Genomic DNA, 16,819 nt, shown 5'->3' with positions numbered 1-16,819 from the left:
CGTGGCTACCTCAATGTACGAATGCGGGGATCGGCGAAGCGATACAGCAGATCGGCCAGCAGGTTGCCAACGATCAGCATCAGTGACGACAGCAGAATAATCGCCATGATCAGCGGGTAGTCCAGCGAGGTGATCGCCTGGATCCCAAGCAGCCCCATCCCCGGCCACGAGAAGACGCTCTCGGTGACATAGGCTCCCACCACCAGTTCGCCAAACGACAGGCCAAACAGCGTAATCACCGGCAGCAGCACGTTTTTCAGCACATGACGGAACAGAATCGTACGGTAGGTCGCCCCATAGGCGAGCTGCGTTTGCACGTAATCCGCCGAGAGCTGGCTAATGGTGTTGGAGCGTACGTAACGCACGTAAGTCGAGAGGTTGTAAAAAGTCAGCGCAATGCACGGCAACACGCCGTGGCGCGCCACGTCCAGCCAGCTGTCCTCAATGCCGATTGTGCGCATCCCCATACTGGGAAACCAGTTGAGCTGGACGGCAAACACGGTAATCAGCAGGATACCAAACCAGAAAATGGGTACCGAAATGCCGATATAGGCAAACAGGTTCAGCACGTAGTCCAGCCAGCGGTGCTTAAATGCCCCGGCCAGCAGTCCTAACGGCACCGCCAGGACGATAGCCAGCAGCAGCGATGCCCCCATCAGACCAAGGGTGGCGGGGATACGTTCAACGATCATCTCCAGCACTGGGCGATGGTAAATCAGCGAATAGCCCAGATCGCCACGCAGGATATTTTTCAGCCAGATGAGATACTGGGTGACCAGCGGTTTATCCAGCCCCAGGCTGTGGCGGATATGCGCAATGTCTTCCGGCGACATGCGCGGCGTTATGTAGGCCGCAACCGGGTCACCGGGGGCGAGTTTGACCAGCAAAAACGCCACCAGCGAGATAAAGAAAAGCATCGGCAGCAGCTGCAGCAGCCGACGAGTCAACATAGTGTTCACGACATTCCCTTCACAAAAAGCCCCCGCAAGCGGGGGCTAAAAATACTTACTTTTGATAGAGCTTCGATAAATCCTGGAACATATAAACCGGCTTCGGCTCTGCTTCCTGAGTGCCGCCGAAACGTTTATCAACCGCCACCACCGCGTTGGTGTAGGCAATCGGATAGTAGGTCATGTCCGTCGCCACCACCTGCTGGATTTGCTTATAGATTTCACCGCGTTTGGCGCTATCGGTTTCAATGGCGCCTTTATCCCACAGGGCATCGAACTGTGGATTTTTATAGTGCGCGTAGTTGTAGGCTTCGTTGCTCATAAACAGCGATTTGTAGCCATCCGGCTCGGCACCCATGATGTAACCGCCCAGGCTCAGTTCATAGGCGGTGTTGTTCATGTCCAGGCTGCGCTGGGACATGGCGTTGGCGTCCAGCGGCATCAGCTCGACGTTGATCCCCAGCGCTTTCAGCTGCTGCTGGATATACAGCCCCATGCTCTCCTGGGTTTTATTGGTGTTGATATAGGCTAAACGCAGCTTCAGGTCGTTCGGCGCACCGGACGCTTTCAGTAGCGCTTTAGCCTTATCCAGATCGTAAGCGTACTGATCCACATCGTCAGAGTGGTACAGCGTGTCCGGCGTCAGGAATGAGGTTGCCGGTTTAGCGTAGTCCAGCGACGTGAAGGCCGTCGTCACCAGATCGTTTTTGTTGATGGCATAGGCAATGGCCTGGCGCAGGGCTTTGCTCTGCATCGCCGGTACGTTCTGGTTAAAGGTCATGTAAGCCAGACGCCCTTCCGGGTAAACCACGAAGTTAAATTTATCGGTTTTTTGCAGGCGGGTGACGTCCTGCGGGTCGACCATCTTCAAGTTTATCTCGCCGTTTTGCAGCGCAAGGTTTGCCGAATTGCTGTCTTTCGCAAAGCGATAGGTCACCGAATCAAGCTTCGCTTTGCCGTTCCAGTAGTCGTCAAAGCGGGTGAGCGCATAGTACTGACCCGCGCGGTACTCTTTGAATTTGAACGGCCCGGAGCCTACCGGGGCATCGTTTTTCGCGCTTTTTTCCAGATCGCTTTCGTTAGCGAACACGTGCTGCGGGATCGGGTAGATCTGCACCAGCGTGCCAACAAACGCGGCGCTAACCTGCGGCAACGTAAATTTCACCGTTAAATCATCGACCTTGCTCACCTGCACCGGCTTGCCGCCGAACATAAACATACTGCGGAAGAAGCTATGCTGCTTTTCATCCAACAGTTTGTTGAAGGTGAAGACCACGTCGTCGGCTGTGATCGGCTGACCGTCCTGCCATTTCAGGTTAGGCTTGAGCTTCAGGGTATAGCTGAGGTTATCGGCGGAAGGCTCAAGGCTTTCAGCCAGGCCCCACTCGACTTTCCCGTCGTTGTAGCTGTAGAGCGGCGCGTACAGCGCCTGCATAATGGTGAGGGTTGTGCGATCGCTGGCATAAATCGGGTTCACCGCCAGCGGATCGCCGCTGGTAATACCGATAATCAGCGAACCGCCCTCTTTCGGCGCGCTGTCGCTGCTGGCCGCAGGAGCCGCGGCGGTTTCTTTATTTTTTGCATCATCACAGCCGCTTAAACCCAACGCGAGTGAAATTAACGCCGCGGGAACAAATAAATTACGCATACCTCATTAACTCCTTACCCTTAAATTTTTAATTCTTTCAAAGAAATAAATAACTGGACTGGCGCATTTAAGATATTTCACAAGCTTTTCATTACGCAGGATTTTATTTGCATCCCGTTTTATTTTTAACACGCTATATTTGCCCGTACAATCATTGCCAGGCAATTGAATTCTATTCACTTTGCCAATCTGTTCACAATTCCAACAGCATGAAAATAAAGCCAGCATTATCAAGAAGATAATTCCGGTAAGAGCCATTAAAAACGAATAAAAACAGGAAAATGAACGTTGGGGATTATAACCAGCTGATGTGTAACAAAAAAGCGGGAAGCGCGGCGGGAGTTAGATGTTATTTAACTAAGGAAAGACAAAAATAAACTAAGCAAAGGGCGGCAAGGCCGCCCTTTTGACGATTAGAAATCGTAACGCAGACGGACCAGGTTCATGTCGCCCAGATCGTCGGTGCTGGAGGTAAACACGTGTTCGTAGTCCACGCGGAAACCGTAATCCAGTTGGAAGCTGATACCCACGCCGTTATCGATGCGCTGGTAGTTGCGGCCATTCACGTATTCAATACGGTCACCCATAAAGTATGGCTGAACGGATTTAAGCGCGTACTGGCCCACCGGGATTTTGTAGCCCGCGAAGTATTCAATACCCCACGCATCGCCCGCGAAGTAATCGTGAACGGAGGATTTTTTGGTGGTCATAAAGTTCTGATACCAGCCGCCGCCAACGGAGAACGTCCAGTTATCCGGCGTCCAGCTCAGCGCCGTACCCACGATGTTCTGATCGTAAGTTTTACCGTCGTTGTTGTAGGTGGTATTCATATCCGCACGGGTATAGTTCCATGCCGTACCCCAGGAGAGGTCGTCGGTGATATGGTAATCCACACCCAGTGAACCGCCGCCTTTACGTTTGTACAGCAGACCGTTGTTGAGGTTCAAATCATCGCTGAATAGATAAGACGCGTAGAGATCAACATCGCCTACCGTTTTCTTATACTTCAGTGATTTACGGGTACGATAAGAACCATCGTAGTCGCCGTTGATACCGTTACCCGGCGCCTGACCAATCATGTCATAGTCCCAGATATCGGTTTTCGCACCGACCACATCGTAGTAGATGCTGTTTTGTTGACCGAAGGTCAGCGTACCCCAGGTATCGCTCTTCAGGCCGGTGTAGAGCATACGACGAGTCGTGTCGTTGGCGCCTTCAGCGTAGTGGTTATCCCAGTCGAAGACTGCCGGAATGTTCACGCCCAGTTCGTAGTAGCTGATCCAGCTAATGTCATCGAACAGGTAGTAATCCGCGGCGAAGCGGAAACGCGTGCCGCCGTCAAAACCGTTACGTTTGTAAGAGCCTTTGTCACCATCGCCGGTCATCATGTTGAACTGCGGACGAATACTCCCGCCCACGGTGAAGTTCAGACGGCTAAGCGGGTTCCCGGCCTGCGGATCCTGCTTGAGCAGGGTAATTTCAGCCTGGGATGCGAAAGACGTTAAAGCCACTGCAGCACCGATCGATAACGCCAGTGCTTTCATTTTTATAGTCATTATTTTTCCTTGATAGATTTATAGCCAACTATCTGGCAAACAAATATTATCGTTTATTAATAAATTCCACCTCGCTGATTTTTAATGAAACGTGCGCTTTAGGTTTCCAGAATTACCGAAAGGTGCCGTAAAACAGGCAACGTGATGAAAGGATGAGCGATTTCGATGAGAAGCGAGGAAGCGTGATGGCGGTTACCCGGCATTGCTGTGCTCCGCCGGGTAACGTCAGGACAGAATTAGCTTGAGAACTGGCGGAACAGCGCCCGCCCCTTCAGCAGGCGCAGGCCCAAACCGCCGCCGCACAGAGACAGCAGGAACGCCCCGCACAACGGCAACGATACCCACAGACGCCAGTCCGGCGACCACGGGAAATCAAACACGTGAGTTTGCAGCATCGCCAGCGCGGTTTCGGCTCCGATGGCTGCCACCAGGCCGGAAATCGCCCCGAGCAGGGCAAACTCGGCCCACAGCGTCATTCGCAGCAGCGACTTTCCTGCCCCGAGGGTGCGATACACCACCAGCTCCTGATGACGCTGACGCATCCCCACCTGCACCTGCGCCAACAGCAGCAGCACGCCGCAGGCCGTCACCAGCACCACCATCACCTCCAGCGCGCGGCTTACCTGGGCCAGCACCTGGCCGATCTGCTTTAATATCGCCCCAATATCCAGCAGGCTGACCGTCGGGAACTCGCGGTTCAGCTGCGTCAGCAGCGTGTTGCCGCGATCCCAGCGGAAGCTGGTCAGCCAACTCTGCGGCTGGCCGTCCAGCGCGCCGTCCGGGAAGATAAAGAAGAAGTTTGGCCGCAGGCTCTCCCAGTCGACCTTGCGGATACTGCTCACTTTGGCGGTAAAGTCCTGCGTGTCGCCGGTGAAGGTGACGCTATCGCCCAGATCAATCTTCAAGCGCTGCGCCAGCCCCTCTTCAATTGAGACCTCCCCAGCCTTTGGCGGCCAGCTTCCCGCCACCAGCGGGTTATGCGCCGGTCGCTGGTTTTGCCAGGTCAGGTTCAGCTCGCGGTTGAGCGACTCATCCTTATTGCCTTCGGTACTCTGACCGTTAATCTGGGTCAGCCGCGCGCGGACAATCGGGTAGAACGCCGCCGGGATCACCTGATGCTCGGCAAGGAACGTTTTCACCTCACTCACCTGCTCTGGCGCAATATTGATCAGGAAATAGTTCGGACTTTCCGGCGGCAACTGCTGTTGCCAGCGATCCAGCAGATCGCCGCGCAGCACCAGCAGCAGCGCCAGCAGCATAAACGACAACGAGAAAGCCGCCAGCTGGCTCAGCGTCGACCACGGTTGACGCAGCAGGCGGTTCACCGCCAGACGCAGCGGCAGCGCGCGCAAGGTCAGGCGTTTCAGAACCTTCAGCAGCAGCCAGCCCACCAGGCCACACAGCGCCGCTAACACCACCGCCCCGGCCAGCACCGACCACAGCAGCGGGCTGCCGCCCATCAGCCAGGCGAGCAGCAGGACAGTGACCCCGCTCACCAGCGGCAGGTAAATTTTCAGCGGCCAGACGTTGGCAACAATATCCTGGCGCAATACGCGCAGCGGTTGCGTCGCCAGCAGCAATCGGTACGGGCGCAGTCCCACCAGCAGGGAAATCATCGTCATCGACCCCACTGCCCACAGCCACGGCCAGGCGCTGGCGGCGGGCAGCGCCGCGGGCAGCACCGGCTTCAGCAGAGTCAGTAAGATAGATTCAAACAACAGCCCCATCGCGCCGCCCGCCAGCGCGGAGAGCGCCAGCAACAGCAGCCACTGGCCGATAATCAGCTTACGCAGCTGCGCGCGCCCTGCCCCCAGCGTTTTGAGGATGGCCACCAGATCGTAGCGGCTGCGGCAGTAGTGCCCCATCGCCACCGCCACGGCAGCCACCGCCAGCAGCAGCGTCAGCAATGCCGACAACAGTAAAAATTGCTGGGAACGCTGCAACGATTTGCCCAACGCGCCGTCGTCCTGATCCGGCCCGATCCAGCGGTTCTCAGGTTTGAGCTGCGGTAGCAGCCAGCTTTCATAGCTCGCCAGCTGCGCCGCATTGCCAGCGAACATATAGCGCCAGCTCACCCGGCTACCGGGCTGCACCGCGCCGGTTTTCGCCACGTCGGCCAGGTTCATCATCAGGCGCGGAGCCATCTGGAACGGGTTAAAGCCGCTGTCCGGCTCCTGCACAATCTCCCCGGCGATACGCAACGTGGCATCGCCAACATCGATATTGTCGCCGGTTTTCAGGTTCAGCAGCGCCAGCAGACGCGGCGCCAGCAGTACCGTGCCGGCGGCGGGCTTCAGGCTGGCCGGGGTGGTTTCCAGAACGCCATACAGCGGGTAGCTATCGTCTACCGCCTTCACATCCGCCAACTGCGGGGTATCGCCCGCCCAGGTCATGGTGGAGAAGTTAATCTGTTCGCCCACCGTCAGCCCCAGCGCACGGGCTTTTTCCAGCCATTCGCGCGGCACTTCACGCGAGCTGCGCAGCACCCGGTCGCCCGCCATATATTCGCGGCTTTGCTGATTAAGCCCTTTGTCCATTCGGTCGCTGATACTGCCCAGCGCCAGCACGCAGGCCACCGCCAGGCTTAGCGCCAGCCAAACAATCAGCAGCGACGGCGAGCGCCATTCTCGCCAGAACCAGCGTAAAATCATGCTTCCTCCCGGAGCTGCCCGTCGACCAGACGCAGACGGCGGTCACAGCGGGCGGCCAGCTGAGCGTCATGGGTAACCAGAATCAGCGTGGTGCCGTGTTCGCGGTTGAGCGAAAACAGCAGGTCGGCAATTTTGTCGCCGGTATGGCGGTCGAGGTTACCGGTTGGCTCATCGGCGAACAGCAAATCCGGGCGGCCGTTGAACGCGCGGGCCAGCGCCACGCGCTGCTGCTCACCGCCGGAAAGCTGGGCGGGAAGATGCTGTAGACGTTTGCCAAGCCCGAGCTGTTCCAGCAGCGCTTTTGCCCCCTGTCGGCTTTGCGCGTCGCTTTCACCGCGCAGCAGCGCCGGTAGCTCGACGTTTTCCAGCGCGTTGAGGGTCGGTATCAACATAAAAGATTGAAACACAAAGCCGATATGCTGAGCGCGCAGGCGTGCCCGAGCCTCTTCGTCCATGTTATCCAGCGGCTGGCCTAACAGCTTCACCGTGCCACTGCTGCCATCGTCCAGCCCGGCAAGAATCGCCAGCAGCGTCGACTTGCCGGAACCCGACTCGCCAATTAAAGCAAGGGTTTGCGCCGGTTTGACAATCAGGTTAACTCCGGTAAGGATGGAAAGCTCATGCTCCCCCTGACCGACGGATTTCTTAAGATGATGCACTTCAAGTACGTTTTCCGCTGGCATTTGCCTTTCCTGTTTTTAATACTGTTTAGCCTTCGCGCCGCGGCGGCGGACACGCTGTTAGTTCTTGGCGATAGCCTGAGCGCGGGCTATCGCATGGCGGGTACTGCCGCCTGGCCTGCCCTGCTTAACGACAAGTGGCAGCCTGATATCACGGTCATCAACGGCAGCATCAGCGGCGACACCGCCCAGCAGGGGCTGGCGCGCCTGCCCGCATTGCTGAAACAGCACCAGCCGCGCTGGGTGCTGGTCGAGCTTGGCGGCAACGACGGCCTGCGCGGATTTCCACCGCAGCAGATTGAACAGACCCTGCGCACCGTTTTGCAGCAGATCAAAGCCGCTAACGTCCAGCCGCTGTTAATGCAAATTCGTCTGCCCGCAAACTACGGACGCCGCTATAATGAGGCGTTTAGCGCGGTTTATCCGAAACTCGCCAGCGAATTCACTATTCCACTGCTGCCCTTCTTTATGGAAGAGGTCTACCTTAAGCCGCAGTGGATGCAGGATGACGGCATTCATCCCAACCGTGACGCCCAGCCGTTTATTGCCGACTGGATGGCGACACGTCTGGCTCCATTAGTTAATCACGACGCCGGAAAGTAAAGCGGTGTCTTCAGGTAAAGTTATGCAAAAATCGGTCTTAATTACAGGATGTTCCAGCGGCATTGGCCTGGAAAGCGCGCTTGAGCTGAAGCGTCAGGGGTTTCGCGTGCTCGCCGCCTGTCGTAAACCTGAGGATGTGAAGCGGATGAACGGCATGGGCTTCACCGGCGTGCTGCTCGACCTCGACAGCCCGGAAAGCATCGATGCCGCCGCCGAAGAGGTCATCGCGCTCACCCATAATCGCCTGTTCGGCCTGTTTAACAACGCCGGCTATGGCGTCTACGGCCCGTTGACCAGCATCAGCCGCGAGCAGATGGAGCAGCAATTTTCCGCCAACTTCTTTGGCGCTCATCAGCTTACCATGCGTCTGCTGCCCGCCATGGTGCCTCACGGCGAGGGGCGCATCGTGATGACCTCCTCGGTGATGGGGCTGATTTCCACGCCGGGCCGCGGCGCCTATGCGGCCAGCAAATATGCGCTGGAGGCGTGGTCCGACGCGCTGCGCATGGAGCTGCGTCATTCCGGCATCAAGGTCAGCCTGATCGAACCCGGCCCGATTCGCACCCGCTTTACCGACAACGTGAACCAGACCAGCGACCAGGCGGTGGAAAACCCGGGTATTGCGGCTCGTTTTACGCTCGGCCCGGACGCGGTGGTAGAAAAGGTGCGTCACGCCTTTATCAGCGATAAGCCGAAATTACGCTACCCGGTCACCCTGGTTACCCATGCCGTATGCTGGCTAAAACGCCTGCTGCCGGGGCGCGTCATGGACAAAATTCTGCAGGGGTAACGTTGAAGCGTGCGCTTTTGCCCCCACCTCGAATACAAACCGACTACAGAGAATGACTCATGTCCGTACAGAATATTGTAAACATTACTGAAGCTAACCTGCACCAGACGCTGGAACAATCCGTTGCCACGCCGGTGCTGTTCTACTTCTGGTCCGAGCGCAGCCAGCACTGCCTGGAGCTGACGCCGGTGCTGGAAAATCTGGCGGCGCAGTATAACGGTCAGTTTATTCTGGCGAAGGTCGACTGCGACGCCGAGCAGATGGTCGCCTCACAGTTTGGCCTGCGCGCCATCCCGACCGTCTACCTGTTCCAGAACGGCCAGCCGGTTGACGGCTTCCAGGGCCCGCAGCCGGAAGAGGCCATTCGCGCGCTGCTCGATAAAGTGCTGCCGCGTGAAGAAGAGCTGAAGGCGCAAGAAGCGCTGGCGCTGATTCAGGAAGGTAAGCACGCCGAAGCGCTGCCGCTGCTGAAAGACGCCTGGCAGCTTTCCGGCCAGGACAGCCAGATCGGCCTGCTGCTGGCGGAAACGCAGATTGCGCTCAACCGCTCTGAAGACGCGGAAGCGGTGCTGAAAACCATTCCGATGCAGGATCAGGATACCCGCTATCAGGGGCTGGTCGCGCAGATTGAGCTGTTGAAGCAAGCGGCGGATACGCCGGAGATTCAGCAACTGCAACAACAAGTAGAGCAAAACCCGGACGATGCGGCGCTGGCCTCGAAGCTGGCGCTGCAGCTGCATCAGGTTGGGCGTAACGAAGAGGCGTTGGAACTGCTGTTCAGCCATCTGCGCAAAGATTTAGGCGCGGCCGATGGTCAGGCGCGCAAAATGTTGCAGGAAATTCTGGCCGCGCTGGGCACCGGCGACGCGCTGGCGTCGAAGTACCGCCGCCAGTTGTATTCGCTGCTGTACTAACAGCGAGCGTTATCTTGTCGGCCTGATGGCGCTACGCCTGGCAGGCCGACGTTTCACTATGCGCTACGCGCGCTTCTTCAACGACGTCACCACCAGCTGGTGACGGGCGTTATAAAACTTCCGATAGGTCAGATAGCAGGCAATAATGGTCGACAGACTGGCGGTCGAAAGCAGCATAAAAGTGACCATAATCTGATACTTAATCGCCTTCACCGGGTCGATACCAGCAAAAATCAGCCCCGACATCATCCCCGGTAAGCTCACCAGCCCCACGGTTTTCGCCGAATCCACGGTCGGAATTAACGACGCGCGAATGCTCTCGCGAATCAGCCGCGCGGAGGCCATTTTCGGCGTCGCCCCCAGGCTCAGTTTTTCCTGAATTTGCTGCTGCTCGGCGCTAAAGCGCTGGCCGAGGTTGTTGTAGCACAGCCCCACCGCAATCATGGCGTTACCGGCGATCATCCCGGAAATCGGGATCACCTGCATTGGCACGAAGGCAATCGAGCCGGAAAAAACCAGTACAGCCAGCGTCAGCCCGGCCCCGGTGGTAATGGCGATAAACGAGGAGACAAAGGCTTTATCGATATACTTACTGCGCTTTTGCGCGTTATACGCCGCGTTAAAGCAGATAAACAGCACCATCAGCAGCGTCAACACCGCATGGTTAACGTTGAAAATATACTTCAGCACGTAGCCGACAATGATCAGCTGCACCACCGCCCGGCAGATACTCCAGATGATGTCTTTTTCCAGCGCCAGCTTTTCCCGGTAGCTCACCAGAATCGCCACCAGCACCAGCACCATCGACAGCGCCAGTGATTGGTTCGTAATAATATGTTCGTTATTCATGACGTGACTCCCTGACGCTCTCCTGATGGGATGGCAGTGTAATCACTTCATCCGCATGACTAATTTCATCTTTATCATGGGTGACCCACAGCACGGCAACGTTTTGCTCGCGGACATACTGATGAATAATCTCATTCACGTTCTTTTTATTTTGCTCATCCAGCGCGCTGGTAATTTCATCGAGCAATAAAACCTTGGGCAAAAATTGTAGATTGCGAATCAACGAAACCCGCTGTTTTTCCCCACCTGACAGATCATTAATCGATTTTGACAGCGTATCTTCCGCCAGATCAAAGCGCGACAGCTGGCCCAGAAAACGATCGGGATCCGGCTGCTGATTACGGATTTGCCAGGGGAAAATCAAGTTGTCGTAAACCGTATCGCCAAACAGCGCGGGCGTCTGCGCGCAGTAAGAAACCTGCTGGCGATAGGCTTCCGGCGACAGGGTATTGATATCCTGCCCGGCAAACAGAATGTGTCCGCCGCTCGGTGAAAGGAGCGAAGCGATGATTTTTAATAAAGTGCTTTTACCGCAGCCTGACGGGCCGGTGATGAGCTTAAATTCACCGGGGGCCACGCTAAGATTGATATTCTCAAGGACCGTTTTCTCGCCAATATGAAAGCTTACCTGCGTAAGCTGTAGAATCGCGCTATTTTCCTTCATTGCCTTTCTTTGCCCTGTTTTTTCTTTTATCTCTTGTAGTGTAACGCCAATTAATTTCAGGGGGCGAATTTCACCGCCAGAGCCGATATACTTATTGCAGTTACGGACAGTAAAACAGGAGGTTTTATGCTGGTGTTTATCCCTATTCTTATCTTCGTCGCCCTGGTGGTGGTTGCCGCGGGGGTCAAAATCGTGCCGCAGGGCTATCAGTGGACGGTTGAACGCTTTGGCCGCTACACCAAAACCCTGCATCCGGGTTTAAGCCTTGTCGTGCCGTTTATGGATCGTATTGGCCGAAAAATCAACATGATGGAGCAGGTTCTCGATATTCCATCGCAGGAAGTTATCTCTAAAGACAACGCCAACGTCGCCATCGACGCCGTGTGCTTTATTCAGGTGATCGACGCGCCAAAAGCGGCGTACGAGGTCAGCAACCTGGAACTGGCGATCATCAACCTGACGATGACCAACATTCGTACCGTGCTCGGTTCCATGGAGCTCGACGAAATGCTCTCCCAGCGCGATAACATCAATACCCGCCTGCTGCATATTGTCGACGAAGCCACCAATCCGTGGGGGATTAAAATCACCCGTATTGAGATTCGCGACGTGCGCCCACCGGCAGAGCTTATCGACGCGATGAACGCGCAGATGAAGGCCGAGCGTACCAAGCGTGCCTATATCCTGGAAGCTGAAGGGATCCGCCAGGCGCAGATCGTCAAAGCCGAAGGTGAAAAACAGGCGCAGATTCTCACCGCCGAGGGCGAGCGTCAGTCCGCGTTCCTGCAGGCAGAAGCCCGCGAGCGTTCCGCAGAAGCGGAAGCGCGCGCCACCAAAATGGTCTCCGAAGCGATTGCCGCCGGGGATATTCAGGCGATTAACTACTTTGTGGCGCAAAAATACACCGATGCCCTCCAGCAGATTGGCTCGGCGAATAATAGCAAAGTGGTGATGATGCCGCTGGATGCCAGCAGCCTGATGGGGTCTATCGCCGGGGTTGCCGAGCTGATTAAAGACAGCAGCCGCGACCGGAAATCATCATGATCGCGCTGGTGCTGGCGCACCCACATATCTTCTGGCTGAGCCTCGGCGGCCTGCTGCTGGCGGCAGAAATGCTCGGCGGTAGCGGTTATTTGCTGTGGAGCGGCGTGGCCGCAGCGGCTACCGGGCTGATAACCTGGGTACTGCCGGTCGACTGGGCATGGCAGGGGACGCTGTTTGCGGTGCTGACGCTGCTGGCGGCCTGGCTGTGGTGGAAGTGGCTCAGCCGTCGGGGCGACAGACAGCGCCCGGCGGAAAGTCAGCTTAACCAGCGCGGACAGCAGTTGCTGGGGCAGCGGTTTACCTTAGACAACGCGCTGATCAACGGACGCGGCCATATGCGCGTCGGCGACAGTTCGTGGCCGGTCCGCGCCGATGAGGATCTGCCCGCAGGCAGCAACGTTGAGGTGATTGCGGTGGAAGGGATCGTCCTGCGTATCAGGCTCTCCCCTCCTCGTTAGTCGTCAAGCCTGGGCTTTACGATGGCAGCAGCCGGAAAGATTATCAATAATCGGGCAGTCGGCGCTGTCATCTCCCGGGCAGGATGCCGCCAGCGACAGCAGCTGCTCGCGCATCGCCTGCAGATCGCTGATGTGGCGCTCAATATCCGCCACTTTCTGTAGCGTATAGGCTTTGACGTCGGCGCTGTGGCGTTTCGGGTCGTTAAACAGATTCACCAGCTCGCCGCACTCTTCCAGATTAAACCCAACCTGCCGCGCCTGGCGCAGCAGCGTAAACTCATCCAGATGCTTTTGCGTGTAGCTGCGGTAGCCGTTCTCGCTGCGCAGCGGCGGCGTCACCAGCCCCTTCTCTTCATAAAAGCGAATGGCTTTGCTGGTCAAACCGGTTTTTTTGGCAACATCACTGATATTCACATTCCCCCCTTGACCTTCCCCTTGCTGGAAGGTTTAACCTTTCTCACTGTAGACCAAAAGATGAATTTGGTCACCCATCAATTGAGGAGAGGAATATGTCTCAAACTATCGATCTGGCGCTGGACGGTCTGTCCTGCGGCCACTGCGTCAAACGCGTGAAGGAGAGCCTGGAGCAGCGTCCTGACGTTGACCATGCGGAAGTGACCATCGATGCGGCGCACGTTACCGGCAGCGCGAGCGCCGAGGCGTTGATTGACACCATCAAACAAGCCGGTTACGGCGCGGAGCTCAGCCACCCAAAGGCTAAACCGCTGGCAGAGTCATCACTCCCGTCGGAAGCACTGACAGCGGCCTCCCCTGAGCTTCCGGCAGCACAGGAACTGGATGACAGCCAACAGCTGCTGATCAACGGTATGAGCTGCGCCAGCTGCGTTTCCCGGGTCCAGAATGCCTTGCAGGCGGTACCGGGCGTGGTCCAGGCACGGGTAAACCTGGCGGAGCGCACGGCCCTGGTGATGGGTCATGCGTCCGCCAGCGATTTAGTCCAGGCCGTAGAGAAAGCCGGCTACGGCGCAGAAGCCATTGAAGACGATATTAAACGCCGCGAACGTCAGCAGGAAACCGCGCTGGCGACCATGAAACGTTTTCGCTGGCAGGCGATCGTCGCCCTGCTGGTAGGTGTGCCAGTCATGGTCTGGGGCATGATCGGCGACAATATGATGGTCTCCGACGACAACCGCTCGCTGTGGCTGATTATCGGCCTCATCACCCTGGCGGTGATGGTGTTTGCCGGCGGTCATTTTTACACCAGCGCATGGAAAAGCCTGAAGAACCGTACCGCGACGATGGATACCCTCGTGGCGCTCGGTACCGGTGTCGCCTGGCTGTATTCGATGAGCGTCAACCTGTGGCCGCAGTGGTTCCCGATGGAAGCCCGCCACCTCTATTACGAAGCCAGCGCCATGATTATTGGTCTGATTAACCTTGGCCATATGCTGGAAGCGCGAGCGCGCCAGCGTTCGTCCCGGGCGCTGGAAAAATTGCTCGACCTGACGCCGCCCACCGCGCGGGTCGTCACCGACGACGGTGAAAAAACGGTGCCACTGGCCGACGTACAGCCGGGTATGATCCTGCGCCTCGCCACCGGCGACCGCGTTCCCGTCGACGGCGAAATCAGCCAGGGCGAAGCCTGGTTTGATGAAGCGATGCTGACCGGCGAGCCGATTCCGCAGCAGAAAGGCGACGGCGACAGCATTCACGCCGGTACGGTGGTGCAGGACGGCTCAGTCTTATTCCGCGCCAGCGCCGTGGGTAGCCATACCACGCTGTCACGTATTATCAAAATGGTGCGCCAGGCGCAGAGCAGCAAGCCGGAAATCGGCCAGCTGGCGGATAGAATCTCCGCCGTGTTCGTGCCGGTGGTGGTGGCGATTGCCATTTTCAGCGCCGCCATCTGGTACTTCTTTGGCCCTGCGCCGCAGATTGTCTACACCCTGGTGATCGCTACCACGGTGCTGATCATCGCCTGTCCGTGTGCGCTGGGTCTGGCTACGCCGATGTCGATTATTGCCGGTGTCGGTCGCGCCGCAGAGTATGGCGTGCTGGTCCGCGACGCCGACGCGCTACAGCGCGCCAGTGAACTGACCACGCTGGTGTTTGATAAAACCGGTACCTTGACCGAAGGTAAGCCGCAGGTCGTCGCGGTGAAAACCCTCGGCGCGATCGGTGAATCGACCGCGCTGCGCCTGGCCGCCGCGCTGGAGCAAGGTTCGAACCACCCTCTGGCGCGCGCTATTCTGGAGAAAGCAGCCGATAACACGCTGCCACAGGTCACCGCGTTCCGCACGCTACGTGGGCTGGGGGTCAGCGGCGAGACCGAAGGACACTCGCTGCTGCTGGGCAACCAGGCGTTGATGCACGAACAGCAGGTGGATACCCGCGAGCTGGATAACGAACTGGCTCAGCAGGCAGCTCAGGGAGCCACGCCGGTACTGCTCGCCATTGATGGTCAAGCCGCCGCGCTGTTCGCCATTCGCGATCCGCTGCGTAGCGACAGCGTCGCCGCCTTGCAGCGACTGCATCAGGAAGGCTATCGACTGGTGATGCTGACCGGTGATAACCCGGTAACCGCTAACGCGATTGCCAAAGAGGCGGGCATTGATGAAGTGATTGCCGGAGTACTGCCGGACGGTAAAGCGCAGGCGATTAAAGACTTGCAGGCGCAAGGCCAGAAGGTGGCAATGGTCGGCGACGGTATCAACGATGCCCCGGCGCTGGCGCAGGCCGACGTCGGTATTGCCATGGGCGGCGGCAGCGATGTGGCGATTGAAACCGCAGCGATTACGCTGATGCGCCACAGTCTGGTGGGCGTCGCCGATGCGCTGGCGATCTCCCGCGCCACGTTGCGCAATATGAAGCAGAACCTGCTCGGTGCCTTCGTCTATAACTCGCTGGGCATTCCGATTGCCGCGGGGATCCTCTGGCCGCTGACCGGTACGCTGCTCAACCCGGTCGTTGCCGGAGCCGCGATGGCGCTCTCTTCCATTACGGTAGTGAGCAACGCCAACCGCCTGCTGCGCTTTAAACCCAAAGCCTGATCCACCGCCCTGCCCGAAACGGGCAGAGCGCGTTTGCACCTTTCTCCCCAGCGCGCTAGCATGGAATTTTCCTTCCAGGGAGCGCGGATGAGTCTGTTATATCAACTACAACGTCTATGGCGAACCCTGCGCGGTTCGCCTTACGGCTGGCCAGCGCTCGACGTGTCGCTGCCCGGTGGCCGCCACCTGCATCTGGTCGGCAGCATTCATATGGGGACACGCGATATGTCTCCCCTACCGGCAAAGCTGGTGAAGAAACTGCATCAAGCCGACGCGCTGATTGTCGAAGCCGATATTTCCGGCAATGAAACACCGTTCAGCAATCTGCCGGAATTCCCGCCACTCGCCGAGCGTCTGAGTGCCGAACAGTTAAGCGAACTGGAAAAACGGATCAGCGAGCAAGGAATGTCGCTGGTCCGTTTTGATAACCAGCCGTTATGGCAGATTGCGATGGTGCTGCAAGCCACCCAGGCGCAGCGGCTGGGATTACGTCCGGACTACGGCATTGATTACCAGTTGCTGCAGGCTGCGCGCGCGGCGTCGCTGCCGGTTCAGGAACTGGAGGGCGCAGACAGCCAGGTCAGCCTTTTGTGCCAGTTGCCCGACGGCGGCATGGCGCTGCTCGACGATACGCTGACGCACTGGCACACCAACGCGCGACTGTTACAGGTGATGATCGGCTGGTGGCTCGAGCAGCCACCGACGAACGGCAGGACTTCGTTGCCCAATACCTTTAGTCAGTCGCTGTATGATGTGCTGATGGTGAAGCGAAATGAAGCCTGGCGCGACGCGCTGCTGGCGCTGCCGCCGGGGCGCTATGTGGTCGCCGTGGGAGCGCTTCATCTGTATGGCGAAGGCAATCTGCCGGAGATGCTGAAATAAAAAAAATGGCCAATATCTCTATTGGCCCGTCAAAGAGGAATTTCATCATTATTATTATCCCGAAGTAATCACTCCGGATCTTTCGATTGTCGCTCAAAGTTGCTGCAACTGCCAATACC

General features: G+C 57.5%; 15 protein-coding genes. 7 read left to right on the top strand and 8 right to left on the bottom strand.

What is annotated here, in order from left to right; all coding sequences use genetic code 11:
* Positions 1 to 5: 5 nt before the first annotated feature.
* The 5 genes from K7B04_RS11690 to ybbA all read right to left on the bottom strand — a co-directional run bounded on the left by K7B04_RS11690 (position 6) and on the right by ybbA (position 7,488).
* Positions 6 to 950 (bottom strand): ABC transporter permease, encoded by a 945-nt coding sequence (locus tag K7B04_RS11690; protein ID WP_223804155.1) that lies wholly within the window; start codon positions 948 to 950, stop codon positions 6 to 8.
* A gap of 55 nt (positions 951 to 1,005) precedes the next feature.
* Positions 1,006 to 2,598: an ABC transporter substrate-binding protein gene (locus K7B04_RS11685; RefSeq protein ID WP_223804062.1), complete on the bottom strand. Its 1,593-nt coding sequence runs from the start codon at positions 2,596 to 2,598 to the stop codon at positions 1,006 to 1,008.
* A gap of 413 nt (positions 2,599 to 3,011) precedes the next feature.
* Positions 3,012 to 4,154 (bottom strand): porin, encoded by a 1,143-nt coding sequence (locus K7B04_RS11680; protein ID WP_163445973.1) that lies wholly within the window; start codon positions 4,152 to 4,154, stop codon positions 3,012 to 3,014.
* Positions 4,155 to 4,390: 236 nt separating this feature from the next.
* Positions 4,391 to 6,805, bottom strand: a complete 2,415-nt coding sequence (gene ybbP / locus K7B04_RS11675) for a putative ABC transporter permease subunit YbbP (protein WP_223804061.1) — start codon at positions 6,803 to 6,805, stop codon at positions 4,391 to 4,393.
* Positions 6,802 to 7,488, bottom strand: a complete 687-nt coding sequence (ybbA, locus tag K7B04_RS11670; RefSeq protein ID WP_064548049.1) for a putative ABC transporter ATP-binding protein YbbA — start codon at positions 7,486 to 7,488, stop codon at positions 6,802 to 6,804. The genes ybbP and ybbA overlap by 4 nt, the downstream gene beginning before the upstream one ends.
* Between ybbA and tesA the strand changes: the two genes are divergently transcribed.
* Genes tesA through K7B04_RS11655 form a run of 3 tightly spaced genes read left to right on the top strand, consistent with a single transcriptional unit; the run spans position 7,456 to position 9,792 of the window.
* Complete coding sequence (gene tesA / locus K7B04_RS11665; RefSeq protein ID WP_223804060.1) at positions 7,456 to 8,088, top strand: multifunctional acyl-CoA thioesterase I/protease I/lysophospholipase L1; 633 nt, start codon at positions 7,456 to 7,458, stop codon at positions 8,086 to 8,088. The two genes, ybbA and tesA, sit on opposite strands and share 33 nt — an antisense overlap.
* A gap of 22 nt (positions 8,089 to 8,110) precedes the next feature.
* Entirely contained in the window at positions 8,111 to 8,878 is a 768-nt protein-coding gene (locus tag K7B04_RS11660; protein WP_223804059.1) for an SDR family oxidoreductase, read from the top strand.
* A gap of 59 nt (positions 8,879 to 8,937) precedes the next feature.
* Positions 8,938 to 9,792, top strand: coding sequence for a co-chaperone YbbN (locus tag K7B04_RS11655; protein WP_064548044.1), 855 nt, complete (start codon positions 8,938 to 8,940; stop codon positions 9,790 to 9,792).
* Between the two features lie 63 nt (positions 9,793 to 9,855).
* On the opposite strand, the gene fetB is transcribed toward K7B04_RS11655, so the two are convergent.
* Together fetB and fetA are read right to left on the bottom strand one after the other, a co-directional pair.
* The gene (fetB, locus tag K7B04_RS11650) at positions 9,856 to 10,641 is read right to left on the bottom strand and encodes an iron export ABC transporter permease subunit FetB (protein WP_167576455.1); all 786 of its coding nucleotides are present in this window, start codon (positions 10,639 to 10,641) and stop codon (positions 9,856 to 9,858) included.
* Positions 10,634 to 11,305 carry an iron ABC transporter ATP-binding protein FetA gene (fetA, locus tag K7B04_RS11645; protein ID WP_223804058.1) on the bottom strand — a complete coding sequence of 224 codons (672 nt, stop codon included), beginning with the start codon at positions 11,303 to 11,305 and terminating at the stop codon, positions 10,634 to 10,636. Before fetA ends, fetB begins: the two co-directional genes overlap by 8 nt.
* A 126-nt stretch (positions 11,306 to 11,431) precedes the next feature.
* Here fetA and K7B04_RS11640 point away from each other — a divergent pair, with 126 nt between their 5' ends.
* Both K7B04_RS11640 and K7B04_RS11635 read left to right on the top strand, forming a co-directional pair.
* A complete protein-coding gene (locus K7B04_RS11640; protein WP_064548038.1) occupies positions 11,432 to 12,349 on the top strand; it encodes an SPFH domain-containing protein in 918 nt (305 codons plus the stop codon).
* Positions 12,346 to 12,807 (top strand): NfeD family protein, encoded by a 462-nt coding sequence (locus K7B04_RS11635; RefSeq protein WP_223804057.1) that lies wholly within the window; start codon positions 12,346 to 12,348, stop codon positions 12,805 to 12,807. Before K7B04_RS11640 ends, K7B04_RS11635 begins: the two co-directional genes overlap by 4 nt.
* A gap of 3 nt (positions 12,808 to 12,810) precedes the next feature.
* Here the strand turns inward: K7B04_RS11635 and cueR are convergent, their stop codons facing one another.
* Positions 12,811 to 13,221 carry a Cu(I)-responsive transcriptional regulator gene (gene cueR / locus K7B04_RS11630; protein ID WP_064548035.1) on the bottom strand — a complete coding sequence of 137 codons (411 nt, stop codon included), beginning with the start codon at positions 13,219 to 13,221 and terminating at the stop codon, positions 12,811 to 12,813.
* A 95-nt stretch (positions 13,222 to 13,316) separates the two neighbouring features.
* On the opposite strand from cueR, the gene copA reads away from it, so the two are divergent.
* Together copA and K7B04_RS11620 are read left to right on the top strand one after the other, a co-directional pair.
* Complete coding sequence (gene copA, locus K7B04_RS11625; protein WP_223804056.1) at positions 13,317 to 15,818, top strand: copper-exporting P-type ATPase CopA; 2,502 nt, start codon at positions 13,317 to 13,319, stop codon at positions 15,816 to 15,818.
* Between the two features lie 87 nt (positions 15,819 to 15,905).
* On the top strand, positions 15,906 to 16,700 hold the full coding sequence (locus K7B04_RS11620) for a TraB/GumN family protein (protein ID WP_163445963.1): 795 nt from the start codon (positions 15,906 to 15,908) through the stop codon (positions 16,698 to 16,700).
* Positions 16,701 to 16,819 lie beyond the last annotated feature (119 nt).

Origin of the sequence: Kluyvera sp. CRP, from assembly GCF_019930565.1 — a bacterium.
Taxonomy (GTDB): Bacteria; Pseudomonadota; Gammaproteobacteria; order Enterobacterales; family Enterobacteriaceae; genus Kluyvera; species Kluyvera georgiana_A.
Note: the sequence above shows the minus strand (reverse complement) of the source record. Positions and strands in the feature narration are given on the sequence as shown.